At 64.6% G+C, this 25,757-nt stretch carries 20 protein-coding genes; 11 read left to right on the plus strand and 9 right to left on the minus strand.

Features of this window, described 5'->3' with window-relative positions:
• Positions 1-126 precede the first annotated feature (126 nt).
• The 3 genes from ACTIEZ_RS06715 (at position 127) to ACTIEZ_RS06725 (ending at position 7,243) form a co-directional block, all read left to right on the plus strand.
• Positions 127-1,728, plus strand: a complete 1,602-nt coding sequence (locus ACTIEZ_RS06715; RefSeq protein ID WP_439545890.1) for a phosphoenolpyruvate carboxykinase — start codon at positions 127-129, stop codon at positions 1,726-1,728.
• Positions 1,729-1,871: 143 nt separating this feature from the next.
• The gene (locus ACTIEZ_RS06720) at positions 1,872-5,171 is read left to right on the plus strand and encodes a TonB-dependent receptor domain-containing protein (protein ID WP_439545891.1); all 3,300 of its coding nucleotides are present in this window, start codon (positions 1,872-1,874) and stop codon (positions 5,169-5,171) included.
• An 89-nt stretch (positions 5,172-5,260) separates the two neighbouring features.
• Positions 5,261-7,243 (plus strand): DUF2075 domain-containing protein, encoded by a 1,983-nt coding sequence (locus ACTIEZ_RS06725; RefSeq protein WP_439545892.1) that lies wholly within the window; start codon positions 5,261-5,263, stop codon positions 7,241-7,243.
• A gap of 2 nt (positions 7,244-7,245) precedes the next feature.
• Here the strand turns inward: ACTIEZ_RS06725 and ACTIEZ_RS06730 are convergent, their stop codons facing one another.
• From ACTIEZ_RS06730 to ACTIEZ_RS06755, 6 genes are all read right to left on the minus strand, one after another.
• The gene (locus tag ACTIEZ_RS06730) at positions 7,246-7,977 is read right to left on the minus strand and encodes a phosphoadenylyl-sulfate reductase (RefSeq protein ID WP_439545964.1); all 732 of its coding nucleotides are present in this window, start codon (positions 7,975-7,977) and stop codon (positions 7,246-7,248) included.
• On the minus strand, positions 7,974-8,462 hold the full coding sequence (locus ACTIEZ_RS06735) for a DUF934 domain-containing protein (RefSeq protein ID WP_439545893.1): 489 nt from the start codon (positions 8,460-8,462) through the stop codon (positions 7,974-7,976). The genes ACTIEZ_RS06730 and ACTIEZ_RS06735 overlap by 4 nt, the downstream gene beginning before the upstream one ends.
• Positions 8,455-10,092 carry a nitrite/sulfite reductase gene (locus ACTIEZ_RS06740; RefSeq protein WP_439545894.1) on the minus strand — a complete coding sequence of 546 codons (1,638 nt, stop codon included), beginning with the start codon at positions 10,090-10,092 and terminating at the stop codon, positions 8,455-8,457. The genes ACTIEZ_RS06735 and ACTIEZ_RS06740 overlap by 8 nt, the downstream gene beginning before the upstream one ends.
• Positions 10,093-10,105: 13 nt before the next feature.
• Positions 10,106-10,393, minus strand: coding sequence for a DUF2849 domain-containing protein (locus tag ACTIEZ_RS06745; RefSeq protein WP_439545895.1), 288 nt, complete (start codon positions 10,391-10,393; stop codon positions 10,106-10,108).
• Positions 10,378-11,157: a uroporphyrinogen-III C-methyltransferase gene (gene cobA, locus ACTIEZ_RS06750; protein WP_439545896.1), complete on the minus strand. Its 780-nt coding sequence runs from the start codon at positions 11,155-11,157 to the stop codon at positions 10,378-10,380. Before cobA ends, ACTIEZ_RS06745 begins: the two co-directional genes overlap by 16 nt.
• A 92-nt stretch (positions 11,158-11,249) precedes the next feature.
• The gene (locus tag ACTIEZ_RS06755) at positions 11,250-13,847 is read right to left on the minus strand and encodes an Rne/Rng family ribonuclease (RefSeq protein ID WP_439545897.1); all 2,598 of its coding nucleotides are present in this window, start codon (positions 13,845-13,847) and stop codon (positions 11,250-11,252) included.
• Between the two features lie 466 nt (positions 13,848-14,313).
• On the opposite strand from ACTIEZ_RS06755, the gene ACTIEZ_RS06760 reads away from it, so the two are divergent.
• On the plus strand, positions 14,314-16,494 hold the full coding sequence (locus ACTIEZ_RS06760) for a S9 family peptidase (RefSeq protein ID WP_439545898.1): 2,181 nt from the start codon (positions 14,314-14,316) through the stop codon (positions 16,492-16,494).
• A 57-nt stretch (positions 16,495-16,551) separates the two neighbouring features.
• On the opposite strand, the gene rpsD is transcribed toward ACTIEZ_RS06760, so the two are convergent.
• The gene (gene rpsD, locus ACTIEZ_RS06765) at positions 16,552-17,163 is read right to left on the minus strand and encodes a 30S ribosomal protein S4 (protein ID WP_439545899.1); all 612 of its coding nucleotides are present in this window, start codon (positions 17,161-17,163) and stop codon (positions 16,552-16,554) included.
• A 247-nt stretch (positions 17,164-17,410) separates the two neighbouring features.
• Between rpsD and rpoZ the strand changes: the two genes are divergently transcribed.
• The 6 genes from rpoZ to lepB all read left to right on the plus strand — a co-directional run bounded on the left by rpoZ (position 17,411) and on the right by lepB (position 22,796).
• A complete protein-coding gene (gene rpoZ / locus ACTIEZ_RS06770) occupies positions 17,411-17,752 on the plus strand; it encodes a DNA-directed RNA polymerase subunit omega (protein WP_439545900.1) in 342 nt (113 codons plus the stop codon).
• Positions 17,753-18,068: 316 nt separating this feature from the next.
• On the plus strand, positions 18,069-20,177 hold the full coding sequence (locus ACTIEZ_RS06775; RefSeq protein ID WP_439545901.1) for a RelA/SpoT family protein: 2,109 nt from the start codon (positions 18,069-18,071) through the stop codon (positions 20,175-20,177).
• A gap of 63 nt (positions 20,178-20,240) precedes the next feature.
• Positions 20,241-20,822, plus strand: a complete 582-nt coding sequence (gene pyrE, locus ACTIEZ_RS06780; RefSeq protein ID WP_439545902.1) for an orotate phosphoribosyltransferase — start codon at positions 20,241-20,243, stop codon at positions 20,820-20,822.
• Positions 20,819-21,571, plus strand: a complete 753-nt coding sequence (locus tag ACTIEZ_RS06785) for a pyridoxine 5'-phosphate synthase (RefSeq protein WP_439545903.1) — start codon at positions 20,819-20,821, stop codon at positions 21,569-21,571. The genes pyrE and ACTIEZ_RS06785 overlap by 4 nt, the downstream gene beginning before the upstream one ends.
• Complete coding sequence (acpS, locus tag ACTIEZ_RS06790; RefSeq protein ID WP_439545904.1) at positions 21,568-21,990, plus strand: holo-ACP synthase; 423 nt, start codon at positions 21,568-21,570, stop codon at positions 21,988-21,990. Before ACTIEZ_RS06785 ends, acpS begins: the two co-directional genes overlap by 4 nt.
• Positions 21,987-22,796 carry a signal peptidase I gene (gene lepB / locus ACTIEZ_RS06795; protein ID WP_439545905.1) on the plus strand — a complete coding sequence of 270 codons (810 nt, stop codon included), beginning with the start codon at positions 21,987-21,989 and terminating at the stop codon, positions 22,794-22,796. The genes acpS and lepB overlap by 4 nt, the downstream gene beginning before the upstream one ends.
• Positions 22,797-22,856: 60 nt before the next feature.
• Here the strand turns inward: lepB and ACTIEZ_RS06800 are convergent, their stop codons facing one another.
• Positions 22,857-23,375 (minus strand): FKBP-type peptidyl-prolyl cis-trans isomerase, encoded by a 519-nt coding sequence (locus ACTIEZ_RS06800; protein ID WP_439545906.1) that lies wholly within the window; start codon positions 23,373-23,375, stop codon positions 22,857-22,859.
• A 169-nt stretch (positions 23,376-23,544) separates the two neighbouring features.
• A complete protein-coding gene (rpsU, locus tag ACTIEZ_RS06805; RefSeq protein ID WP_120716269.1) occupies positions 23,545-23,751 on the minus strand; it encodes a 30S ribosomal protein S21 in 207 nt (68 codons plus the stop codon).
• 237 nt (positions 23,752-23,988) lie between these two features.
• Between rpsU and ACTIEZ_RS06810 the strand changes: the two genes are divergently transcribed.
• The gene (locus ACTIEZ_RS06810) at positions 23,989-25,731 is read left to right on the plus strand and encodes an alpha/beta fold hydrolase (RefSeq protein WP_439545907.1); all 1,743 of its coding nucleotides are present in this window, start codon (positions 23,989-23,991) and stop codon (positions 25,729-25,731) included.
• The last annotated feature ends 26 nt before the right edge of the window (positions 25,732-25,757 follow it).

Genomic DNA, 25,757 nt, shown 5'->3' on the forward strand with positions numbered 1-25,757 from the left:
CGGTTGCCATGATGCGGCACAGTTGCGACGCTTTGACGAACGCAAACGCGTCGGCTATGCGGGCCGCGTTTGGGCGGTTGGGCAATTCCTGCCTGGTACTCAGACCCGAATTCAGGAGTGAAAGCTGTGCCATCAACTGTCGTTTCCGCCTTCGGACTTGAGCGGCAGGGCCTGGCCACCACCGCCGACCTGCACTGGAATCTCGCCACTGCTGCGCTGGTGGAGCTGGCCGTGCAACGCGGCGAAGGCCTGTTGTCGGAACATGGCGCGCTGGTGGTGCAGACCGGCAAGCACACCGGCCGCAGCGCGAACGACAAGTTCATCGTGCGCGATGCCGATACCGATGGCACCATCTGGTGGGACAAGAACAAGAGCATCACGCCAGCCCAGTTCGCCGCGATCAAGGCCGATTTCGAAGCCGCGCTGAAGGACAAGGCCGATCTGTTCGTGCAGGATCTGCACGGCGGCAGCCAGCCCGAACACCGGGTACGCGTGCGGGTGATCACCGAATTTGCCTGGCACAGCCAGTTCATCCGCACGTTGCTGGTGCGGCCTGATCCCAGCGAACTGGCGGATTTCGTGCCCGAATACACGATCATCGATCTGCCGTCGTTCCGGGCAGACCCGGCCCGCCACGGTTGCCGCAGCGAGACGATCGTGGCTGTCGATTTCACCAACAAGACCGTGCTGATCGGTGGCACCGCCTACGCCGGTGAGATGAAGAAGTCGGTGTTTTCGATCCTCAACTATCTGCTGCCCGAAAAGGGCGTGATGCCGATGCATTGTTCGGCCAATATCGGGCCAGATGGCGACACGGCGGTGTTCTTTGGCCTGTCTGGCACCGGCAAGACGACCCTGTCTGCCGATGCCAGCCGCACGTTGATCGGCGATGACGAACATGGCTGGTCCGACACGGCCGTCTTCAACTTCGAAGGCGGCTGCTACGCCAAGGTGATTCGCCTGTCGGCCGAAGCCGAGCCGGAGATTTACGCCACGACCCGCCGCTTCGGCACGGTGCTGGAAAATGTCGTCATCAATCCCGAAACCCGGGTGATCGATCTGGACGACAACAGCCTGGCCGAAAACAGCCGCGGCTCCTACCCGATCGAGTTCATCCCCAATGCGTCTGCCGACAACATGGGCCCGGTGCCGCGCAACATCATCATGTTGACTGCCGATGCGTTCGGGATCCTGCCGCCGATCGCCAAGCTGACGCCGGACCAGGCCATGTATCATTTCCTGTCCGGCTACACCGCGCGTGTCGCCGGCACCGAAATCGGCGTGACGGAGCCTGACGCGACCTTCTCCACCTGTTTTGGCGCGCCGTTCATGCCGCGCCACCCTTCGGTTTACGGCAATCTGCTGAAATCGCGCATCGCCAGCGGCGGTGTGGACGTGTGGCTGGTCAACACCGGCTGGACGGGCGGCAGCGCCACGGCAGGCGGCAGCCGCATGCCGATCAAGGTGACGCGCGCGCTGCTGAACGCGGCGCTGGATGGCAGCCTGAAGACGGCGGAGTTTCGCACCGACGCCAATTTCGGCTTTGCCGTGCCGGTGGCAGTGCCGGGCGTCGACAGCACGCTCCTCAATCCACGCGATACCTGGGCAGACAAGGCGGATTACGACACCAAAGCCAAAGCACTGGTCGGCATGTTCATCGCGAATTTCGCCCAATTTGAAGCACATGTCGATCAAGGTGTGCGCGAATCGGCCCCCAGCGCCGCCTGATCCGATTGCATTTGGCGCTGTGGCCGTAAGGCCACATCCATTGCAAAATGTGCGCCAACGAACGCAACTGCGCAATTTGCCTTGTTGTCATCACATCACTGCAGCGCAACAAAACTGTTGCAATCGTAGTGATGGGGCAAACCATGGTAATGAAGAAGATGCTGTTGCTGGCCGGTTCCGTGTTGGCCGGAACAATCGCCACCGCCGCGATGGCGCAGGACCAGGTAATGGCAGCGGCAGAGGCAGAGGCTGCGGCTGAGGAACTGGTCGTCACCGGTTCGCGGCTGCGCTCCAACCCGAACGATACGGCAGCACTGCCGATCACCACCGTCGATGCCGCCCAGTTGCGCGCCCTTGGCAACAGCGATCCCACCGCAACGCTGCGTTTGATCCCGGCGCTGCTGGCATCGGGTACCGTGGCCGATTCCATCGAACGCGGCGCCGGCGGCGTCGGCCAGGCCACGCTGAACCTGCGCCAGCTTGGTGCCAACCGCACGCTCGTGCTGATCGACGGCTGGCGGCATGTGTCGGGCGTGGCCGGCAGCCAGACGGTCGACGTTGCCACCATCCCCAACGCGCTGATCGAGCGGGTGGACGTGCTCACCGGCGGCGCTTCAGCCGTCTATGGTGCCGATGCCGTCACCGGGGTGATCAACTATGTGCTGAAGAAGGATTTTTCGGGCCTGACCCTGGATGGCCAGTTCGGCATTTCCGATTATGGCGACGGTGAAACCTATCGCATCGAAGGCACCTGGGGCACCAATTTCGCCGACGGCAAGGGCAATATCACCTTCTCGGCCGGCTATACCAAGGACAGCGAAGTGCTGTTCTCGGATCGCCCGTTCACGATCGACAATGGCCGCGGCAACAACTCGACCACCTATGCCAACCCACTGCGTCGGTTCCAGCGCGGTGATATCGACGCCAGCACGCCGAACTTCGCGCAGCGCTTCAGCCAGGCGGCCGGGCGCCTGAACTATGGTTTTGCGATCCCCACGGCGGCGCAGTTCAACACATTCTTCCCAGGCCGCACGCCGACGCCGGCCGAACAGGCACTGATCAATCGCGCTGCCACCGTGCCGACGTTCGTGATCGCCCCGCAGCCGGCGTTCGCCATCTCGTCCTACTCCGGCCTGATCTTCCGCAATGATTTCGATTTCTTCAATGCGGATATCAACAGCAACGGTATCAACGATTGCCGCGAAAGCTTCATCGGCCTGACCGGCTTTGGTGGCGGCGGCTGCTACGTCTCCACGCCCGGCGGTGGCGTGCGCATCTTCCAGGATGGCATCGTTTCCACCAGTTCCAACCAGTTCGGCGGGGACGGCGCGGCCGAACGGCCGAATGTGGCGTCGCTGCTGCCGGGTTCGGAGCGCATCTATGCCAACTTGCGCGCCCGTTACGAATTTTCGCCGGCGGCCGAGGTGTTCATCGATGCCAAGTACACCCGCAACGATGCAATCAGCCGCAACCAGTACAACAGCTTTTATGATTCGCTGCTGATCTTCCCGGACAACCCCTTCATTCCTGCCGTGCTGCAAGCCGACGCGAATGACGCCGGCGGCCTGCGCGTGTCGCGCGACATGACCGATCTGGGCCAGGGTGTGCAGAACGCCCGCCGCGAAACCTATCGCATCGTCGGCGGCCTGCGCGGCGAGATCTCCTCGCACCTCAGCTATGAACTGGTGGGCAATTATGGCCGCACCGACAACGCGGTGACCAACCAGAACCGCGTGCTCTATGATCGTCTGTTCGCGGCGCTGGATGTCGTGCGTGGTCCAAATGGTCAGCCGGTCTGCCGGGTGAACACGGGCGACACCACCCCGCATCCGGGCTCCGAAATCTTCCCGGTGATCGCGCCGGGCTTCTTCACCTTCCGCCCTGGCGACGGCACCTGCGTACCGGCCAACATCCTGTCCGGCCCGGATTCGATCAGCCAAGCTGCTGCCAACTGGATCACCCAGCCGGCGACCAACCGCTTCCGCCTGGAACAGACCGTTGTTACCGCGCTGCTGACCGGCGATACTGGCGGCTTCTTCAACCTGCCCGGCGGCGCCATCCAATATGTGCTGGGCGGCGAGTATCGCAAGGAAAAGTCCAGCTCCAGTTTCGATCCGCTGGTGCTCGGTATCATCCCGGGCACGGGCCCGGCCAATCTGGTTGGCCAGTTCATTGGCGATATTGAACCGACCAACCAGTCGTTGGTGTTCGATCCCAGCAACCGCACCAACAATGCCGGCGGCCAATTCGACGTGGTCGAAGTGTTCGGCGAAGTGAAAGTTCCGCTGCTGCGTGACGTGCGCTTTGCGCAGGAACTCAGCATCGGCGCCGCTGGCCGCTATGCCGATTATTCGACCATCGGCGGCGCGTTCACCTGGAATGTCAACGGCATCTGGGCGCCGATCCGCGATCTGAAATTCCGCGGCAGCTATGCCCGCGCCATCCGCGCGCCGAACATCGCCGAACTGTTCGATCCGGCACAAGGCGCCACCTTCCGCCCGGCCGATCCCTGCGATCTGATCAACCAGAACGCCACCACCAACCGCAAGGCCAATTGTATTGCGGCGGCCACCGCGCTGGGCATTGCCAACCCGACGGCCTTCATCGAAAGCTATAACGATCCGCTCACCGCGCGTTTCGGCGGCACCATCGGCGGCAACCCGAACCTGACCCAGGAAACCGCCACCACCTTTACAGCGGGCACGGTGATCACCCCCGGCTTCCTGCCGGGCTTCACCTTCTCGGCAGATTATTACTCGATCAAGATCAGCAACGCGATCGCTACCGTCACCGCGCAGGACATCGTCAACACCTGCTATGACAATACCACCTTCCCGTCGCAATTCTGCTTGCTGTTCGATCGTAACGGGCCAGTCGCGCCTGGCGCGACTTCAGCGACGCAGCCGACGCTGTTCGGTTTCCGCACCCTGCGGCAGTCCCAGTTGAACTTCGGCCGTATCGAGACATCGGGCGTCGATTTCTCGATCAACTATCGCTTCACGATTGCCGAGAAGAATAATTTCAACATCAGCCTGAACGGCAACTGGACGGAGAAGGTGAACCGCTTCTTCGATCCGCAGGACCCGACGCTGGTCAACCCGGCCCTGCGTGAATTGTCGGTGCCGGAATGGTCGGGCGTTGCCTCGCTGAACTGGAACCGCGGACCGGTCACCCTGGGCTATACGCTGCAATATGTGCAATCGACGGCGGTGGCTTCGGCCATCCAGATCGAGCGTATCATGACCGAATTCGGCCCGGCCGGCTTTGCGCCGGATTATTGGGTGCACAACGCCAACTTCAACGTGGACATCATGAAGGATCGCTTCAGCGTCTATGGCGGTATCAACAACATCACCAACGCTGCGCCCTATCTGTCGTCCTCGGCCTATCCGGTGTCGGGCATGGGCCGCTTCTACTTCCTGGGCATCCGCGCCAAGCTGTGATGCAATTTGGCTGACACGCGAAAGGGCGGCCCCGGCCGGGCCGCCCTTTTTCGTTTGCGGGCGATGGTGCGCCCTGGCAGCCTGGCGCCATGAACCGCGCTTGGGCCGACGCACCTGCAGATTTGTTCGCGGCCTTGTCGCAGCAGCAACTGCTGGGCGAATTGGCGTCGAGAACCCAGTTCGCTGCCGAACTGGCGCAGATCGAGGCCTGGAAATTCACGATCCGGCATCTCCAAGCCCTGGCCGTCGCACTGCCCGGCAGCCATGTCTTCATGGAATTTTCCATCCCGCGCATGGGCCGGCGTGCCGATGCGGTGATCGTAGCCGGGCCGTTGGTGTTCGTGCTGGAATACAAGGTCGGGGAGCGCGGCTTTCCCCGCCACGCCATCGAGCAAGTGCATGGCTATGCCCTTGATCTGAAGAATTTTCACGTCACCAGCCATGACAAGCCAATCGTGCCGATCCTGATCAGCAGCGAAGCCCCGCCGCAGCAACTTGGGCTCGGCTTCTGGGCGCCCGACCGCGTGCACGAGCCGCTGCTGCTGGCGCCGGAGGATGTGTTGCCAACTATCCAGCGCCTGCTGGCCACCGGCGATGGCCCAGAAATTGCCGCAACGGCCTGGGCCGACGGCGCCTACCGCCCAACACCCAACATCATCGAAGCCGCCGAAGCGCTCTACGCCGGCCACGACGTGATCGAGATTTCGCGATCCGAGGCCGGTGCCGAGAATCTGTCACGCACGGCAACAGCAGTGGAGCGGGTTGTCGATCGGGCGCGCAAGGATGGCCACAAGGCGATCTGCTTTGTCACTGGCGTACCCGGTGCCGGCAAAACGCTTGCGGGGCTCAACATCGCATGCAGCCGCAATCCCGAATGGCCCGAGCAACACGCCGTGTTCCTTTCCGGCAACGGCCCCCTGGTGGAGGTGCTGCAGGAAGCCTTGCGCCGCGATGGCAAACGCAAGCGCGCATTGCCCGATCTGCCGGAAGCCCGCATTGTCCAAGCGCAAGAACCCAGGACATTCATCCAGAATGTCCATCATTTCCGCGATGAATATCTTGGGCCGGATCAGATCCCGCCCGAACATGTCGTGATTTTCGATGAGGCCCAGCGCGCCTGGGACAGCGCAATGACCAGCGATTTCATGCGCCGCAAACGCGGCCAGCACGGCTTTGACCAGTCGGAGCCGGCGTTTCTGCTGTCGGTCATGGATCGCCGCCCGGATTGGTGCGTGGTGGTTTGCCTGATCGGTGAGGGTCAGGAAATCAACCGCGGTGAGGCCGGCGTCGCGGAATGGATACGTGCCTTGCAGGCTGACCTGCCCGACTGGCAGATTTTCCTGCCGCCGCATTTGATGAGCGATGATGGCCCGTTGGATGCCGGGCTGCGCTGGCATCTGGGGCATCGTACCACGACGCAGGATGCTGACCTGCATCTGGCCACCTCCGTGCGGTCATTCCGGGCAGGGCGCGTTTCGGCGTTCGTGGCAGCACTGCTGGATGAAGACACTGATAATGCCGAAGCTTTGCGGCCCGACCCCACGCAATTCCCCATCTGGCAAACCCGCGAATTGGCCACGGCGCGCCGCTGGCTACGCAAACAACGCCGGGCCGGGGAACGCGCGGGCCTGCTGGCTTCGTCAAACGCCTTGCGGCTGAAACCTGAAGGCCTGCACGTGAAGGCGCCAATTGATGTCTGCCACTGGTTCCTCAACGGCAATGACGATGTGCGCGCCTCCAACGCGCTGGAGGATGCCGCGACGGAATTCGCCGTTCAGGGGCTGGAACTGGACTGGACCTGCGTCGCCTGGGATCTGAACTTGCGGCGCGAAGGCGGCTGGCAGGCGCGGGAGTTTCGCGGCACCAAATGGCAGGCAATCCGGACCAGTGCCGACGGCTTCTCGCGGGCCGATTATGTGAAGAACGCCTATCGCGTGCTGCTGACCCGTGCCCGGCAGGGGATGGTGATTTTCGTACCGCGGGGTGATGCGGCCGATGCGACTCGCCCGCCGGCCGAATATGATGCCATTGCCGAGTGGTTGAGCGACTGTGGAATTCCGTCGCTGCCCTGAAATCAAAATACCGGCTGGTGTATCCCGCACTCGGTCTTGTCCCAGTGGCGCCAGCGGCCGGCGCGGGGGTCTTCGCCGGGTTGCACGCGGCTGGTGCAGGGTTGGCAGCCGATGGAGGGAAAGCCTTGCGCCTCCAGCGGATGGCGGGGCAGGTCGCGGGCGATGAAATGCGCGTCGATGGCGGCCTTGTCCCAATCGGCGAGCGGGTTGATCTTCAGGCGGCCCTCATCAAGCTCGAAGCGCGGCAGGCTGGCGCGGCCGGCCTGAAAGCCCTTGCGCCCCGATATCCAGGCTTCGAACGGCGCCAATGCGCGGCGCAGCGGCGCCACTTTCCGCAGATCGCAGCAGCCATCGGGATCATAGGCCCAGCGCAGTGATTTGCTGTCCTGCGCTGCGATTTCATAGGGGTCGGGGCGATAGACACGCAGATCGGTGAAACCCAGCTGCTCGGACAAGGCATCGCGATAGGCCAAAGTCTCCCCGAACATCTTCTGCGTGTTGACGAAAATCACCGGCACGCTGCGGTCCACCGCCGCCACCAGATCGAGCAGCACCGCCGATTCCGCGCCAAAGGACGACACCACCGCCACCCGGCCCTTGAGTTCGCCGCCCAGCAGGTCGGCCAGCATCGCCGCCGTCTCGTGGCCGGCCAAGCGCGCCGCGAGTGCCGCTACCTGCGCCGCCGTGAAGGCCGGCGCGGTATCAATCACATCGCGGCGCGCCGGCACGATCATGCGCCGGCCCGCAGCGCCCATACCGGGGCCAGTCCGTCGGCCGCCTTCATGTAAACATGCGGGAAGCGCGCCAGCGTGGCGGCCACCACGGCGGGATCGAGCGGCTTGTTGGGCGCGAAACTGTCAAACCCCACCCGGCGCATGAAACCCAGTTGATCGACCAGCACATCGCCGGCTGCGCGGATTTCGCCGGCAAAGCCCGCCTCCCGCAGGATGCGCGCCGAGCTGTAACCGCGGCCATCGCGGAACTTGGGAAAGGCGATTTCCACCAGCTTCAGCCGGCCGAGGTGGGGCAGCAGCGCGCGCACATCCTCACCCGGATCGATGCGCACCGCTGCGAAATTGCCGCCAGCGAGAAAATCACCCAGCGGCGCAATCGGGCTTTCGAACGGCGCGTCCTCGCGAAACCGCAACCGCGCCGGCGCGTCATCCAGTGCTGGGGCAGGTGCGCCAGCGACGGCCTGTTGGTCTTGGTTATCAAGCATAAACAGCTTCCTTGAACGGTGCAGCGCCGAGGCGGCGATAGGTGTCGAGGAAGCGTTCGCTCGGCCCGCTGCGGGCGCTGCGATAGAAAGCGATCAGCTTTTCCACCGCCACGACAATGCCATCCTCGTCAAAGCCGGGGCCGAGGATCTTGGCCAGCGTCGTGTCTTCGGCGCCGGAGCCGCCGAGCAGCAACTGATAGGCTTCCTCGCCCTTCTTATCGACGCCCAGGATGCCGATGTGGCCGGCATGGTGATGGCCGCAGCCGTTGATGCAGCCGCTCACCTTGATCTTCAGTTCGCCGATGTCGCGCTGGGTTTCCAGATCCTCGAACTTGGCGGCGATTTTCTGGGCAATCGGGATCGAACGCGCGTTGGCCAGCGTGCAATAATCCATACCGGGGCAGGCAATGATATCACTGACCAGATCGAGGTTCGGCGTGGCCAGCCCCACGGCATCCAGGCCCTGCCACAGCGCATGGAGATCGGCCTTCTTCACATGCGCCAGCACCAGATTCTGGCTGTGCGTCACGCGGATTTCATCATGCGCAAACCGCTCGGCCAGATCGGCGACCGCATCCATCTGCGCCGACGAGGCATCGCCAGGAATGCCGCGTTTCGGCTTCAGGCTGATCGTGGCGATGGCATAGCCCGGCGCCTTGTGGGCATGGACATTCTGGCTCACCCACACGGCAAAATCCGGATCGGACAGGTCGAGCGTGTCGGGCGCATTGGCGTTAAACGCCGGCGGTGCGAACTGCGCGATGATGCGGTCATATTCTTCACGCGGCGCATCCAGCCCGAGCGGTGCCAGTTCGGCCCACTCGGCTTCCACCTGGCGGGTGAATTCGGCCACGCCAAGCTCGTTCACCAGTATCTTGATGCGCGCCTTGTAGATATTGTCGCGCCGGCCATGGCGGTTGTAGACGCGCAGGATGGCTTCGGAATAGCTGAGGAACTGGCCCGTCGGGATCCAGTCGCGCACCACGCTGCCGATCACCGGCGTGCGCCCCATGCCGCCGCCGACATAGACACGGAAGCCCAATTCGCCGGCATCGCCCCGGCGCAATTGCAGGCCGATATCGTGCAACTGGATGGCGGCGCGGTCCGTTTCGCTGGCGATCACGGCAATCTTGAACTTGCGCGGCAGGAAGGAAAATTCCGGGTGCAGCGTCGACCATTGCCGCAGCAGCTCCGCGTACGGCCGGGGATCGTCCACCTCGTCGGCAGCTGCGCCGGCGAACTGATCGGAACTGATGTTGCGGATGCAGTTGCCGCTGGTTTGAAAGGCATGCATTTCCACGCTGGCCAGATCATCGAGCAGATCGGAAAACTGCTCCAGCTTGATCCAGTTGTACTGGATATTCTGGCGCGTGGTGAAATGGCCGTAATCGCGGTCGTACTTGCGGGCGATATGCGCCAGCATGCGCATCTGCGTGCCCGACAGCGTGCCATAGGGGATGGCGACGCGCAGCATATAGGCGTGCAGCTGCAGATAGAGGCCGTTCATCAGCCGCAGCGGCTTGAACTGGTCCTCGGTAATCTCATTCCTAAGCCGGCGGCCGACCTGGTCCTTGAACTCGGCGACGCGGGCATCGACGATGGCCTGATCATATTGGTCGTAGCGGTACATCAGATGACTTCCCCTAAATCACTTCAACGCTAAGGCTGCCGCGCGCGAGATCGGCGCGGACGCTGGGGCCAGAGGCGCGCACGCGCTCGCGGGTGGTGGTGGGCAGCCAGTTGCCAGGCGTGCCGGTAACATCGATCAGGGCCGGATCGTTGATGCGTTCGGCGGCGACCAGTTCGGCCACCAATGCTTCGCCTTCATCGCCAATGGCGACCGCATCGCTGAGCAGGTGGCTCCAGTCGCTGCCGTTCCACCACAGCACATCGCCGGTTTCCAGGCGGTTGCCGGTCAATACACGGGGCATGGATTTTCCTTCATCTTCGCAATTGCTTTGGCCTGTGCCGGCAAGGTCGCCACATCGCCGACAATGATCAGCGCCGGGGACTGGATGGCTTCGCGCGCCACCAACCCACCCAGATCGGCGAGCAGCGACGTCACCAGACGTTCCTGCGGCTGCGTGGCGCGTTCGATCACCGCCACCGGCGTGTCGGGCGCCAGGCCATCGGCCATCAACTTGTCGGCGATGGCAGTGGCACCGGCCAGGCCCATGTAGATCACCAAAGTGCGGCCCTTGCCGGCGAGACCCACCCAATCCTGATCCGCCAGTCCGCGGCATTCGCCGGCGACGAAGCTGACCATCGAGGCATGATCGCGGTGGGTGAGTGGCAGCAGCAGGGAGGCGGCGGCGCCATTGGCGGCCGAAATGCCGGGGATCACCTCGACCGGCACGCCGGCCGCCTGGCAGGCCGCGACTTCTTCGCCGCCGCGCCCGAAAATGAACGGATCGCCGCCCTTCAGCCGCACGACCGTGTGGCCGGCCAGCGCTTCGGCGACCAGCAGCTCGCCGATCTGGTCTTGTGGCAGTGTGTGGCGGGCCCGGCGCTTGGCCACGCCGATGCGGCGAGCATGCGCCGGGATCAGCGCCATCACCTCGTCGCCGACCAAGCCGTCGTGAACGACGACATCGGCCGCCGCCAGCGCGCGCACCGCCCGCACCGTCAACAGATCGGCAGCGCCAGGACCGGCGCCAACCAGGATCACACGCCCATTCGGTGTAGGAATTGCCATGTCCCCCCAATGCCGCAGCCAGCGACATTGGGGGAGGAAGGCTTTCTTTGCCCGGCGTTAGCGCAAGTTGGGCGTTGCCGAACCGATCAGTGTCACTGGGCGCCGAAGGTGCGCTGCCACCAGCCCTTGCGCACCGGTGCAGCGGGTTCGGCAGGGGCAGGCTCAGCCGGCGCTTCGACAGCTTCAGCCACGGCTTCGGGCACGACTTCGGGTGCTGGTTCCGCGGCAACCGGTTCCGCAGCGGCTTCCACCACCACGTCAGCCTTCTTGCGCCGGGTGCGCTTGGGCGGCGTGACGGCTTCTGCTGCGGGCGCTTCGGGCTCGACCGGTGCCACGGCGACGTCCACTGCCTCCGGTGCTGGTGCCTCGGCGGCGACATCGGCCTTCTTGCGCCGTGTCCGCGCTGGCTTGGCTTTCGGCGCGTCCGGTTCGGCCGGCGCGGGCGCTGCTTCAGCCGCAGGCGCCGGTTCAGGCGCAGCAGCCGGCTCGGCGACCGTTTCAGCCGCAACAGCGTCAGTCTTCTTGCGGCGGGTGCGCTTGGGCTTGGCCGGCTCTTCTTCCGCAACCGGTTCAGCCACCGGTTCCGGTGCTGCAACCTCGTCTGGCCCAGCCTCGTCCGGCCCAGCCCCATCCGGCACAGCCTCGTTCACGCCATCGGTTGCGCGATCACCGCTGCCACGGCGGCCACGACGACCGCGACGGCGGCGCTTGCGGCGGGCGGCGCCATCGCCGTTTTCGCCGTCGCCCCGTTCGGCGTCATTATTGTCTTCGGCATCGCTGCTGTCGTCGCCATCGTCTGTTGCCGCGTCCTCATCGGGGATCGCAACCTCGCTTGTCGGCGCCTGTTCATTGCTGTCATCCGCGCGATCATCGGCCCGATCATCGCCCTTCCCGCGACCGCGGCGACGGCGGCCACGGCGACCGCGGCGGTCATCGCGCGAACCCTCTTCACGGCCTTCGTCCTCGTCACGGCCGTCGTCCTCGTCTGCGTCGGAATCCGGCAGTTCCGGCTCATCGTCCACCGGCACGATCGTCGGCAGCGGCGCCATGTCGACGCGCTTGCTCGGCGGCGGGCCGCCGGCATCGATCTCGAAATTGGGGCCGATCAGGCCATCGTCCGGCCGCGTCAGGATCTGTACGCCGTACAGTTCCTCCAGTTCAGCCAGTTCGATGCGCTTGCGGTTGAGCAGATAGACGGCGACTTCCTCGCCGGCGCGCAATGACAATTCGCTGTGGCGGCCACGCAGCGCCTCGGCTTCCAGCGCGCGCAGCGCGGCCAGCGCTGCCGACGCGACCGAACGCACCATGCCGGTGCCTTCGCACATCGGGCAGATGTGAGTGGAGGCTTCCAGGATGCCGGTGCGCAGACGCTGCCGGCTCATTTCCATCAGGCCGAAGCTGGAAATGCGGCCGATCTGGACGCGGGCGCGGTCGTTCTTCAGCGCCTCCTTCATGGCCTTTTCGACCTTGCGGACGTTCGAACCATTTTCCATGTCGATGAAATCGATCACCACCAGGCCGGCCATGTCACGCAGCCGCAACTGGCGCCCGATTTCGTCGGCGGCTTCCAGGTTGGTCTTGGTCGCGGTTTCCTCGATGCCATATTCGCGCGTCGAGCGGCCGGAGTTGATGTCGATCGACACCAGAGCCTCGGTCGGGTTGATGACCAGATAGCCGCCAGACTTCAACTGCACGACCGGCTGGTACATGCTCTCCAGTTGCCCTTCGACGCCAAAGCGCTGGAACAAGGGCACCGTGCCCTGATATTCCACCACCTTGGCGGCATGGCCGGGCATCAGCATCGACATGAACCGGTGCGCGGCATCAAAGCCTTCGCGGCCTTCGACGAGCACCTGTTCAATGTCGCGCGTGTAGATATCGCGGATGGCCCGCTTGATCAGGCCGCTGTCTTCGTGGATCAACGCCGGTGCCTGGCTGGCCAGCGTCTTGTCGCGGATTTCATCCCACAGGCGCGTGAGATAATCGAAATCGCGGCGGATATCGTCAGCGCTGCGCTTCAGCCCGGCCGTGCGCACGATGGCGCCCATGCCCGACGGCAGATGCAGATCGGCCATGACCTGCTTCAGGCGCTTGCGATCGGCCGGGTTGGAGATCTTGCGGCTGATGCCGCCGCCATGCGCCGTGTTGGGCATCAGCACGCAATAACGGCCGGCCAGCGACAGATAGGTGGTCAGCGCAGCGCCCTTCGACCCGCGCTCTTCCTTCACCACCTGGATCAGCATTACCTGGCGGCGGCGGATGACTTCCTGGATTTTATACCGACGGCGCAGCGCCATGCGCTTGCGGCGCAGCGATTCGGTCGGCTCGTCATGCTGGCCCCCGGTTTCCAGCACGTCGTCGCCATCATCGCCGTCATCGTCATGGCCATTGTCGTCGGCAGCCAGTTCGGCTTCCTCGCGCAGCAGGGCTTCGCGGTCTTCCTTGGGGATCTGATAATAATCCGGGTGGATTTCGCTGAAGGCCAGGAAGCCATGGCGGTTGCCACCATATTCGACGAACGCCGCCTGCAGCGATGGTTCGACGCGCGTGACCTTGGCGAGGTAGATATTGCCCTTCAGCTGACGCCGGTCAGCCGATTCGAAATCAAATTCCTCGATGCGTTGGCCATTGACCACGGCCACCCGGGTTTCTTCCGGGTGGCGGGCGTCGATCAGCATGCGATATGACATGGAGTTGCTCCGTAGCGCGCGGCCATGCGCCCGGGCCCGAACAGACTGGCTGGGGGGCGGCGATGCGGCGGCGCGAATTGAAAAAGCCGGCAAATGGCCGGCGGGGTGTGACAATGGCAAGGGGTGGACGCGAGCTGACAGCGGCACTGTCGGCCGTGCAGAGCGCGGTGCGCAAAGCGTCAGCCAGAAAGTGCGGTGCGTTCATCCGAGTCCCTGCAATGCGGTGCCGGGCCGACGAGCGGCTCCAGCCTGTTTTTTGCCCGATTCCGCCAAACACCAGGCCCCAGGCCGGCAGCGCGGAAGCGCACAAGAAACGGCAGCGCGACATGCGCTGTCACTTTTGTGCTAGCAGGCACAAGGCGACGCGGCAAGTGTGCGACATTGACGCCGGATTACATTAACGTAAATCAAGACGTTAGCAGGGGGAGCAGACATGCAGCATCCGGTATGGTTGGGAATTGCGCTGATGGCGATGACAAGCAACATGGCGGCCGCACAATCGGTAACGCCGGCCGAAACCCTGACCCTGGAACGCGTATTCGCCTCGCCGGCCTTGACGGGGCCGCGGCCGCGGGTGCTGAAATTGTCGCCGGATGGCCGCCTCGCGACCTTGCTGCAGAACCGCGCCGATGATCGCCGGCGCTTCGATCTGTGGGCCGTCGATACCGTCACGGGCGAACGCCGCATGCTGCTCGACTCCACCAGGCTGGGCAGCGGCGGGCCGTTGTCCGAAGCCGAACGCATGAACCGCGAACGCCAGCGCATCGCCGATGTGACCGGCATTGCCGATTATGCCTGGGCGCCGGACAGCCAGCGGCTGCTGGTGCCGGTGGATGGCGATTTGTGGGTGGCCGGGCTGGACGGCAAGGTGCAGCAACTGACCAACACGCCCGAAACCGAAACCGACGCGAAATTGTCGCCCAAGGGCAGCTATGCCAGCTTCGTGCGCGATGGCCGGCTGTTCGTGACCAGCCTCGCCACCGGGCAGGCGCACGACGTGGCCGGCGAAGACACGCCCAAAGTGCGCTGGGGCGTCGCCGAATTCATCGCCCAGGAAGAGCTCAGCCGCTTCGATGGCCATTGGTGGTCACCAACCGAAGCCCGCATCGCGGTGGCGCGGGTAGACGAAACACCGGTGAACGAGGTGACGCGCGCTGCCATCGGCGCGGATGGTACCCGCTTGTTTACCCAGGCCTATCCGGCGGCCGGCACCGCCAATGCCGATGTGACGCTGTGGATCATCAGCCCGGACGGCGGCGGCAAGGTCCAGGTCGATCTCGGGCCGGACAAGGATATCTACATCGCCCGCGTCGCCTGGGCCGCCGATGGCAAAACGCTGTATGTGCAGCGGCTGCCGCGCGATCAGAAACGGCTGGACATATTGGCCGTCGATCCGGCCACCGGCGCCTCGCGCGTGCTGCACAGCGAAACATCCACGACCTGGATCAACCTGCACGACACATTCCGCCCGCTGCAGGACGGCAGCATCCTGTGGGCCAGCGAGCGTGACGGTTATCGCCACCTCTATCGCCTGGCCGGCGGCAAGGCCGCGCAACTGACCAGCGGGCGCTGGGTGGTCGATGATCTGGTCGGCGTGGACGAGAAGCGCGCCCGGCTGTGGTTCACCGGCTTTGCCGATTCGACGCTGGAGAGCCATGTCTACGCGCTCGATTGGAAGCAGCCCGGCGCCAGGCCGGTGCGGCTGACGGCACCCGGCGGCTGGCACGAGGCGGTGATGGACAAGGCCGGGCAGCGGCTGATCATCACCTCCACCACGCCGCGCCAGCCGCCGCAGGTCTGGCTGGCCGATGGCGCCGGCCGGCGCTTGGCCTGGGTGGTGGAAAACAAGCTGGATGCCAGCCACCCCTATGCGCCCTATCTTGCCGCCCATGTCGAACCCGAGTTCGGCACGATGCCGGCCGCCGATGGCCAGGCCATGGACTGGCGCCTGCTGAAACCGAAAGGCGCCGGGCCGTTTCCGGTGCTGATGCAGGTCTATGGCGGGCCGCACGCGCAGAATGTGCACAAGCGCTTCCCGGCGCCGATCGAACAATATCTGGTGCAGAACGGCTGGGCAGTGTTTCAGCTCGACAATCGCGGCAGCAACAACCGCGGCAAGGCGTTTGAAGACCCGTTGGGCCGCGCCATGGGCAGCGTCGAAGTCACCGACCAGTTGCAGGCGCTGGCCTGGATCAAGCAGCAGGCGTGGGCCAAACCGGACAAGGTGGCCGTGAACGGCTGGTCCTACGGCGGTTACATGGTGCTGAAATTGCTGGAGGCAGCGCCGGGCGCGTTCGCTGCCGGCATCGCCGGTGCGCCGGTGGTGCGCTGGGAACTGTATGACACCGCCTATACCGAGCGTTATCTGGGCAATCCCGCCAAGGACCCGGCACCCTATCAGACGTCGGGCGCGCTGGCCGATGCCACCAAGATCGCCGATCCGCTGCTGCTGATCCACGGCATGGCGGATGACAATGTCGTGTTCGAGAACAGCACCGCCCTGATGTCGGCGCTGCAACGCGGAAACGTGCCGTTCGACCTGATGGTCTATCCCGGCGCCACCCACGCCACGCCGGGGCTGGAGCGGCACACGTGGATTACCCGGCTGAAATTCCTCGGGCGCACGGTGTCGCCGACGGGCTACTGACACGAAAAAGGGCGGCCCCGATGGGACCGCCCTCTTCTGTTGGCCACTGGCCCCGAATCAGCGCGAGTAAAACTCGACGACCAGATTGGGTTCCATCTTCACCGGATACGGCACTTCATCCAGCGTCGGGATGCGCACGTAAGTTGCCTTCGGGCCTTCCACGGACACATATTCCGGCACGTCGCGCTCGGACAGGCTCTGCGCTTCGAGCACCAGCGCCATTTCCTTGGCGCGGCTGCCCAGTTCGATCACGTCGCCCGGCTTCATGCGGGCCGAACCGATGTTGCAGCGGCGGCCGTTGACCAGGATATGGCCATGGTTGACGATCTGGCGGGCGGCGAACACGGTCGGCGCCCACTTGGCGCGATAGACCATCATGTCCAGCCGCTGTTCGAGCAGGCCGATCAGATTCTGCGAGGTGTCGCCCTTCATGCGCACCGCTTCGGCATAAACCTTGCGGAACTGCTTTTCGGTCACATCGCCATAATAGCCCTTCAGCTTCTGCTTGGCGCGCAGCTGCAGGCCGAAATCGCTGACCTTGCCCTTGCGGCGCTGGCCGTGCTGGCCGGGGCCATATTCACGCTTGTTGACCGGGCTCTTGGGACGACCCCAGATATTTTCGCCCATGCGGCGATCGAGCTTGTATTTCGCGTTGGAACGCTTTGACATGAGTAATCCTTGGCTTTTGCGACGACGTTGTTCCCGGTCCCGCCGCGCCAGCCCACAGACTCAACTGTCGCTGGCGAGGGCCACCGCTTCACCGGGGTGCGGGGCCAAACGCGAAGCGCGTGCCCTAGGGGCGCCACTCACCAGAGTCAAGGTTATGACGGTGATGACAGGCCAATTTCCTTGACTTTGCGTGCCCAACTCGTCACCAGCACCGCTTCATTCGATTTTATTTCCGGAGCCAATGTTCATGGCACGTGTGACTGTAGAAGATTGCGTCGACAAGGTGCCGAACAGGTTTGACCTGGTGCTGCTGGCCGCGCATCGCGCCCGCAACATCTCGTCGGGTTCGGAACTGACCATCGATCGTGACCGCGACAAGAACCCGGTCGTCGCCCTGCGCGAGATCGCCGAGCAGACCATCAAACCGGCCGACCTGCGCGAATCCATGACTGTGGGCATGCAGAAGGTCCAGGCCGAGGATGACGATACGCCGGACGTGATCGGCTCGCTGTCGGCCTCGGCTGAGGCCTTGCGGATTACCGCTGCGCAGCCGCCGCGCAATCAGAATATGGGCGGGGAGTACGAGTAAGGCGGCTGAAAATAGCGCAGCTATTTTCAGACTCGCCGCACTCCGGCCGGCGACCAAAAAAGGCGGCTCTCCAGCCGCCTTTTTCGTGAGTCGTCCGACGGCGCGGCTTTGCCGCGCACTTTCTTCCTTCCTAAACACCCCCAGCGGACTCGGCGGCTCCGCCGCCGGCCGCGCCCGCAAGGCCCAAGCGTCGGCCGGGCGACACAACCCACCCCCAACCCCTCCCGCAAGCGGGAGGGGAGCCGCTTGGTTCCCGCAGCACACAAAGTCCCACCACCCTTGCGCCCCCCACCAATCCCCCCCAAGATGCTAGGTGATGTTGCGCCAGTATGAGTTGGTTGAACGGGTCAAGGCCTATGATCCTGATGCGGATGAGGATCTGCTGAACCGCGCCTATGTGTTTTCGGTGAAGGCGCACGGCAGCCAGCTGCGTGCCAGCGGCGATCCTTATTTCAGCCACCCGATCCAGGTTGCCGGCATCCTCACCAACCTCAAGCTCGACGACAAGACCATCGCCTGCGCCATCCTGCACGACACCATCGAGGATACGGTGGCGACGCATGCGGAGATCAAACGCCTGTTCGGGCCGGAGGTGGCGCGGCTGGTCGATGGCGTCACCAAATTGTCCAAGATCGAAACCCAGACCGAAAGCGAGCGCCAGGCCGAAAATCTGCGCAAGTTCCTGCTGGCGATGTCGAGCGACATCCGCGTGCTGCTGGTCAAGCTGGCCGACCGGCTGCACAACATGCGCACGCTGCATCACATCAAACGAGAGGAGAAGCGCCGCCGCATCGCCCGCGAAACCATGGACATCTATGCGCCGCTCGCCGAGCGCATCGGCATGTATGGCTTCATGGAGGAGATGCAGGAGCTGGCCTTCCGCCAATTGGAGCCCGACGCCAGCGAGACCATTGCCCAGCGCCTTGATCGGCTGCGGGAGACCACCGGCGCCAATGTCCACCGCATCAGCGGCGCCGTGGAGGGCCTGCTGCGCAGCAAGGGCATCGCCGCCAGCGTGACGGGCCGCGAAAAACGTCCCTATTCGATCTGGCGCAAGATGCAGGCGCGCGAAATGAGCTTTGAACAATTGTCGGACGTGATGGCGTTCCGGGTGATCGTCGATGATGTCAGCGATTGTTATCGGGCGCTGGGCATCGTGCATGGCCGTTGGCCGATGGTGCCCGGGCGCTTCAAGGATTTCATCTCCACGCCCAAGAACAACGGCTATCGGTCGCTGCACACATCGGTGCTGCTGGGCAGCGAGGCGGCGCGCATCGAAGTGCAGATCCGCACCCACCTGATGCACGAAGAGGCCGAATATGGCCTCGCGGCGCACTGGGCCTACAAGCAGGGTAAGGATGGCGCGCCGGCGCGTGAGGCCTATCCGTGGATCGATGATCTGCTGGAGGTGCTGCAGGACGCCGCCAATCCCGAAGAGCTGCTGGAAAATGCCCGGCTGGCGATGTTCCAGGATCAGGTGTTCGTGTTCACGCCCAAGGGCGAGCTGCACCAATTGCCCGGCGATTCAACACCGGTGGATTTTGCCTATGCCGTGCACAGCGATCTGGGCGACAGCTGCGTGGGCGCCAAGGTGAATGGCCGGGTGGTGCCGCTGCGCACCCGGCTGATCAATGGCGATCAGGTGGAGATCATGAAGGGCAAGGTGAAGGCCCCCGATCCAGCCTGGGAAAGCTTTGTCGCCAGCGCCAAGGCGCGCGCCGCCATCCGCCGCCATGTCCGCCACAAACGCCGCGAGGAATTGCAGGCGATGGGCAGCAAATTGCTGGATGCCATGGCCGGGCGGCTGCAGGTGGCCCTGACCGACGACATATTGAGCCCGGCGCTGGGCCAGTTGAAACTGCAGGATCGCCCGGCGCTGGAGCTGGCGATGGCCGAAAACCGGCTGACCGACGAAGAAGTGTCAGACGCACTGGCACCCGGCGCCGTCGTCCGCGCGCCGCGGTCGCGCAGCACCAAGGCCAAGGCCGCCGCCGCCATTTCCATCGAGGGCCTGACCCCCGGCGTCGGTTTCCTGCTGTGCGATCATTGCCGGCCGGTGCCGGGCGACCGCATAGCCGGGAACCGCGCACCGGATGGCCCGATCTGTGTCCACATGATTGATTGCGATCTGCTGGTTGCAACCGGCACTGACTGGCTGGATGTGCGCTGGGGTGCCGAAACCGCGGGCGCCGTGGCGCGAATGGCCGTGGTCGTGCACAACCAGCCCGGCGCGCTCGCCAGCCTGGCGGCCAGCATCGCGGCGAACAACGCCAATATCGTTGGCCTGGCCCTGAAGCACCGCGACCGGGAATTTCACACCGACATATTGGATATCGAGGTGGAAAGTGTCGCGCACCTCGCCACCATCATGGCCGGCTTGCGCCAGGTGAAGGCGGTGGTCTCGGCCGATCGGGTGCGCCAGTAAGGTGGCTTGGCAAAGCCGCGCCACGCTGTAAATCGCGACGGATCAACGAACGAGAGACATGCAATGACCGATGATGAGGTGCTGGCCGAGTTTCGCGCCGCCGAGGCGCTGCTGGAAGGCCATTTCATCCTGTCGTCGGGCCTGCGCAGCTCGCGATACCTGCAGTGCGCACGCGTGCTGATGGACCCGGCCCGCGCCGAGCGACTGGCCCGCGCGCTGGCGGCGAAACTGCCCACCGACTTGGAGGCTGAAGTGACAGCCGTGATCGCGCCAGCGATGGGCGGGCTGATCTGCGGCCATGAACTGGCCCGCGCGCTGGGCGTGCTGTCGATGTTCGTGGAGCGGCCAACCGGCACCTTCGAACTGCGCCGCGGCTTCCGGCTGGAGCCAGGCCAGAAGGTGCTGCTGATGGAAGATGTCGTCACCACCGGGCTGTCCAGCCGCGAAGCCATCGCTGCGGTGAACGCTGCTGGCGGGCAGGTGATCCACGCCGCGTCGCTCGTCGACCGGTCGGGCGGCACGGCTGATCTGGGCGTGCCGTTCACGCCGCTGATCCGGCTGGATGTGCCGAGCTACCAGCCGGATGCACTGCCGCCCGAACTGGCGGCCATCCCGGCCATCAAGCCAGGGAGCCGCGCGGCATGACCAATCACCTGCGTCCCAATCATCTGCGTCTAGGCGTCAACATCGATCACGTCGCCACCATTCGCAACGCGCGCGGCGGGCTGCATCCCGATCCGCTGCGCGCCGCCGAAATGGCGGCAGCGGCCGGCGCCGATGGCATCACCGTGCACTTGCGCGAAGACCGGCGCCACATCACCGATGCCGATCTCGACCGGCTGAGCATCGGCGTCGCCTTGCCGATCAATCTGGAAATGGCCGCCACCGATGAAATGCTCGGCATCGCGCTGCGCCACCGTCCCCACGCTGCCTGCATCGTGCCGGAACGCCGCGCTGAACGCACCACCGAAGGCGGGCTGGATGCCGCCGGGCAGCATAATGTGCTGGCGCCGATCATCAGCCGGCTGCGCGACGCGGGCATGCGGGTCAGCCTGTTCATCGCGCCCGAAGAACGCCAGCTCGAAGCCGCGGCCCGTTTGGGTGCGCCGGTGGTGGAGCTGCACACCGGGCCTTACGCGCACGCCGAAGGGGAAGCAGTGGCCGCCGAACTGGCGCGGCTGGAGCGGGCCGTGGCGATCGGCACCGCCATGGGCCTCGAACTCCACGCCGGCCACGGCTTGACCTACGACAATGTCACCCCGGTGGCGGCGCTGCCGCAATTGGCCGAACTCAACATCGGGCATTTCCTGATCGGTGAAGCCGTGTTCGTCGGCCTGTCTTCTGCCATCGGCCGGATGCGCGGCTTGATGGATGCAGCCCGGGCATCCGCATGATCGTACCGCAAGGCCTGTTCGTGCTCGGCCTGGGGTCTGATCTGTGCAACATCGATCGCATCGCGCGCAGCATCGAACGCTTCGGTGATCGCTTCATCAACCGCATCTTCACCGATACGGAACAGGCCAAGGCCAACCGCCGCCAACTGACGCGCGTGGCCACCTACGCCAAGCGCTTCGCCGCCAAGGAGGCTTGTGCCAAGGCGCTGGGCACCGGTTTTCGCGACGGCGTGTTCTGGCGCGACATGGGCGTGGTCAATCTGCCCAGCGGCCAGCCGACCCTGATCCTGTCCGGCGGCGCTGCGGCAAGGCTGGCGCAAATCACGCCCACCGGGCATAAGGCCGCGATTCATCTTTCGATGACCGACGACCATCCGTGGGCGCAGGCCATCGTTCTGATCACGGCGGCACCGGAATGAACGAAGCAGTGGCGAAGAAAAAGACCAATTGGGCCGAGGAAGCCTGGCAATTGTTCCTGTTGGCGCTCGCCGTGCTGGCGGTGCACACGCTGGCGGCCAAGCCATTTTATATTCCGTCGGGATCGATGCTGCCCACATTGCTGGTCGGCGATCGGCTGATCGTGTCGAAATTTCCCTATGGCTATTCCTATCTGTCGCCATCGCTGAACGTGCTGCCGCGCATGGACGGCCGGCTGTTCGGATCGCTGCCCGAACGTGGCGACATCGTGGTGGTCAAATCGCCGATCGCCCAGGATGACTGGATCAAGCGTGTGATCGGCCTGCCCGGCGACACTGTGCAGATGCGGGACGGACAATTGTGGCTGAACGGGGCGCCGGTGCTCAAGGTGAAGGTGGCGGACACCGTCATGCTGGTGACGCCGAACAGCGAATGCACCAGCATGGTGGACGCGCAATATCGGGTGATCACGCCCGATGGCGTGGCCGAATGCCATCTGCCCACCTATCGCGAGACCCTGCCCGGCGGCCGGTCCTATCTGGTGCATGATCTGGCCAACCTGCCGCAGGACAATACCGAGGCGGTGATCGTGCCGGAAGGCCATGTGTTCCTGATGGGCGACAATCGCGACAACAGCGAAGACAGTCGCTTTCCGGCCGAAGTCGGCGGGCTGGGCCTGTTGCCGGTGGAAAATATCGTCGGCCGCGCCGAGTTCACCACCTTCAGCCTGGATGGCTCGACCAGCTTCAATCCGGTCACGTGGGTTACCGCGCTGCGCAACCGCTGGTTCCTGTCGCTGCGGGATTGAACCCACATCGTCATCCCGGCGTTCGCCGGGGTGACGGCCACCGGGTTACGCGAACAGCGCTTATTCCGCCGGCTTCACTGCCAGCAGTTCGATATCGAATTCCAGCACGGCGCCCGGCGGAATCACGCCGCCCGCGCCTTGCGCGCCATAGGCGAGCTGCGGCGGCACCACGAAATGATATTTCGAACCAGTCGGCATCAACTGCACGCCTTCGGTCCAGCCGGGAATGACCTGATCGAGCGGGAAGGCCGCCGGCTGACCGCGGCTGTAGCTGCTGTCGAACACGGTGCCGTCGATCAGCTTGCCTTCATAATGCACCAGCACAGTATCCTTGGCGGTCGGCCGCGGGCCGGTGCCTTCGCGCACCACCTGATATTGCAAACCGCTGCTGGTCGTGATCACGCCTGGTTTCCCCTTGTTTTCGGCCAGAAAATTCATGTCGGTCTGGCGCACGGCCTCCACCTGACCCTGGGTGCCGGTGTAAACCAGCACGCCGACCACCGCCAGGATGACGGCGCCCGCCGCCAACCATTTGCCGATGCCGATACCGCCTGGATTGCCTGCTGCCTGACCTGACATGATGTGCCCCGATATTGTGGTTGGCGTGATCGAATACTGGTTCGCGTGATTGGCGCAGACCATGGCGAGCACGCGCTCACGGGTCAACTCGCCAATGGCATCCCGGAAAAACGATCAGGGCCGGACAGAGATGTCCCTGCCCGGCCCGTACGATCGATTCAATTGGATCTTACTTGACGCCGTCGCGTTCCATGCGCTTGCGCTCCATCTTGCGGGCGCGGCGCACGGCAGCGGCCTTTTCACGGGCACGCTTTTCGCTGGGCTTCTCATAATGGCGGCGCAGTTTCATTTCGCGATACACGCCTTCACGCTGCAGCTTCTTCTTCAGGGCGCGAAGGGCCTGATCAACATTGTTGTCGCGAACCATGATCTGCATGAGGTGCCGTCACTCCAATAATTTGGGGCGCCGCCCCGACAGGTTTCTATCCGCAAAAAGCCGTTATCCACCGAGTCGCCCCGGCGGCGAGGGCTGGGGAACTAGCAGATGCCCCCGGACGGGGCAAGGCCCGCAACCCCGCTAACGTCCGACACAAATCTCTGCTATCTCTCGTCAACAATGGACCGGTTTTCGGATTTTGGCGCGATTCAGCCCTGGTTCCAGCGACCGGATGCCATGTTGGCCCAGGCTGGCGACATGGCCGATGCGTTGGCCGCCGCACAGCGCCAGCGCCTGCCCACCGACCGTGACTGCCCGCTGTTCCGGGATGACTCCGTGCAGGCAGCGCTGTTTGATGCCGATGGCCGGCAAGTGTTGGCAACGCCGGGCTTTGCAGCGGTCTGTGATCGGGGCGCGGTGCGCCGCGCCGCCGCTGGCCGGCCGGCAACGGCTGCTACCGTCACCGGGCCGGATGGTGCGCCGTCGGTCACCGTCTATGCGCCGGCGGGGGCCATTGCCGGCTGGCGCCTGCCGCCGGCCATTGTTGCAGCGGCCCGGCCGGGCCAGGCGGTGGTGCTCACCAGCGCCGGCAGCATCAGTGGTCGGCCGCTGGCCGATGCGGCCTTTGCCTTTGGCTTGTCCGGGCTGGAAGCGCGCGTGACCATCGCCACCATCGAATCGGGATCGATCCGCACGGCCGCCGATCGCTTGGGCATAGCCTACCAAACGGCCCGCGAAGCCATTGCCGGTGCCATGCGGCGGGCCGGCGTCAACCGGCTGCCGGCGCTGGTTTCGCGCCTGTCCAGCCTGGGCTTCGGCATCCTGCCGCAGGGCCGCGACGACGCCAGCCTGCTGGCCGATGCCTGGGGCATCAGCCCGCGCCAGGCCACGCTGGGCCTGTTGCTGGCCGAAGGCCTGTCGCGCAGCGAGGCCGCCGCCGCGCTCGGCCTTTCAGATGCGGTCACCAAGAAAGAAATAGACGCGCTCTATCAGACATTGGGCGTCAGCAGCGCAGCCTCGCTGGCCCGGTTGGTGATCGAAGCCAACACCATGGCCTGGGTGATGCAAGCCACCGCCGACGAAATCGGCCGGTTCGACAGCAGCCGGGAACCGCTGCGCTTTGCGCTGCGCGGCGATGGCAGCCGGGTAGCCTTCAGCGATTACGGCCCCGCCGGCGGTCGCCCGGTGCTGGTGGTGCACAGCAGCATGACCACGCGCTTTGTTTCCCGCCGGCTGATCAAGGCCCTGCAGGCGCGCGGCTTTCGCCCCATCGCGATTGATCGGCCGGGCTTTGGCCTGTCCGATCCGCTGGCAGGCTGCGTGGCCGGCGCCCATAATCCGTTCGAAGCCGCCGTTGCCGATGTGGTGCTGGTGGCCGATCATGTGCGCCTGCGTCGGTTCGATCTCGTCTCGCGCGGCGCGGCGCATCATGTGCTGGCGCTGGGCCGGGCACTGCCGGAACGGCTGGGGCGGGTGGTGATCGCCAATCCCGATCCCGATTCAGCGTCTGATCCGCGCCGGATCGGCTTTCTGGGCGCCGCCAAGGAAGCACAGTTGCGCCGCCCCACGTTGGTGCGCGCCATGTCGGCGGTGCTGGCCAGCCAGTTGACGGAAACCAAGTTCCCGCGCCTGTTCGCCCGATCCCTGCAGGGCAGCCCGCCTGACGAGGCGGCGATGGCGCAGGCCGATATCGTGGAGGATTACTGGCGCGCCGTGCGCCCCTTCGCCACCGGGCGCATCGATGGCTATGTGAATGAACAGACACAGCATGCCACCATGGCCCCGGCCATCCCGCTGCCCGGCACGCACCACTGGCATTTCATGGTGACCGAACATGATGTGCTGTATGATCCCGCCTTCGTGCTGGCCTATTGGCAGCGCACTCTGCCCGATGCGTCCTGCGAAACCGTGGCCGGCAGCGGCCGCCTGATGACGATGACCCACGCCGATATCGTGGCCGATCGGCTGGTGCAGGGTTAACAACACCCTACAAAACGGGATGGGCG

This window comes from Sandarakinorhabdus sp. (assembly GCF_051860625.1).
In the GTDB taxonomy this organism is placed as follows: Bacteria; Pseudomonadota; Alphaproteobacteria; order Sphingomonadales; family Sphingomonadaceae; genus Sandarakinorhabdus.

Bases quoted from the DNA above. Each gene is read 5' to 3' on its own strand.
- ACTIEZ_RS06785 (WP_439545903.1), top strand. From the start codon at position 20,819: ATGACCAATCACCTGCGTCCCAATCATCTGCGTCTAGGCGTCAACATC.
- acpS (WP_439545904.1), top strand. From the start codon at position 21,568: ATGATCGTACCGCAAGGCCTGTTCGTGCTCGGCCTGGGGTCTGATCTG.
- ACTIEZ_RS06800 (WP_439545906.1), bottom strand. From the start codon at position 23,375: ATGTCAGGTCAGGCAGCAGGCAATCCAGGCGGTATCGGCATCGGCAAA.
- pyrE (WP_439545902.1), top strand. From the start codon at position 20,241: ATGACCGATGATGAGGTGCTGGCCGAGTTTCGCGCCGCCGAGGCGCTG.
- ACTIEZ_RS06760 (WP_439545898.1), top strand. From the start codon at position 14,314: ATGGCGATGACAAGCAACATGGCGGCCGCACAATCGGTAACGCCGGCC.
- rpsU (WP_120716269.1), bottom strand. From the start codon at position 23,751: ATGCAGATCATGGTTCGCGACAACAATGTTGATCAGGCCCTTCGCGCC.
- ACTIEZ_RS06720 (WP_439545891.1), top strand. From the start codon at position 1,872: ATGGTAATGAAGAAGATGCTGTTGCTGGCCGGTTCCGTGTTGGCCGGA.
- rpsD (WP_439545899.1), bottom strand. From the start codon at position 17,163: ATGTCAAAGCGTTCCAACGCGAAATACAAGCTCGATCGCCGCATGGGC.
- ACTIEZ_RS06755 (WP_439545897.1), bottom strand. From the start codon at position 13,847: ATGTCATATCGCATGCTGATCGACGCCCGCCACCCGGAAGAAACCCGG.
- lepB (WP_439545905.1), top strand. From the start codon at position 21,987: ATGAACGAAGCAGTGGCGAAGAAAAAGACCAATTGGGCCGAGGAAGCC.
- rpoZ (WP_439545900.1), top strand. From the start codon at position 17,411: ATGGCACGTGTGACTGTAGAAGATTGCGTCGACAAGGTGCCGAACAGG.
- ACTIEZ_RS06740 (WP_439545894.1), bottom strand. From the start codon at position 10,092: ATGTACCGCTACGACCAATATGATCAGGCCATCGTCGATGCCCGCGTC.
- ACTIEZ_RS06745 (WP_439545895.1), bottom strand. From the start codon at position 10,393: ATGCCCCGTGTATTGACCGGCAACCGCCTGGAAACCGGCGATGTGCTG.
- ACTIEZ_RS06725 (WP_439545892.1), top strand. From the start codon at position 5,261: ATGAACCGCGCTTGGGCCGACGCACCTGCAGATTTGTTCGCGGCCTTG.
- ACTIEZ_RS06730 (WP_439545964.1), bottom strand. From the start codon at position 7,977: ATGATCGTGCCGGCGCGCCGCGATGTGATTGATACCGCGCCGGCCTTC.
- cobA (WP_439545896.1), bottom strand. From the start codon at position 11,157: ATGGCAATTCCTACACCGAATGGGCGTGTGATCCTGGTTGGCGCCGGT.
- ACTIEZ_RS06735 (WP_439545893.1), bottom strand. From the start codon at position 8,462: ATGCTTGATAACCAAGACCAACAGGCCGTCGCTGGCGCACCTGCCCCA.
- ACTIEZ_RS06810 (WP_439545907.1), top strand. From the start codon at position 23,989: ATGTTGGCCCAGGCTGGCGACATGGCCGATGCGTTGGCCGCCGCACAG.
- ACTIEZ_RS06775 (WP_439545901.1), top strand. From the start codon at position 18,069: ATGTTGCGCCAGTATGAGTTGGTTGAACGGGTCAAGGCCTATGATCCT.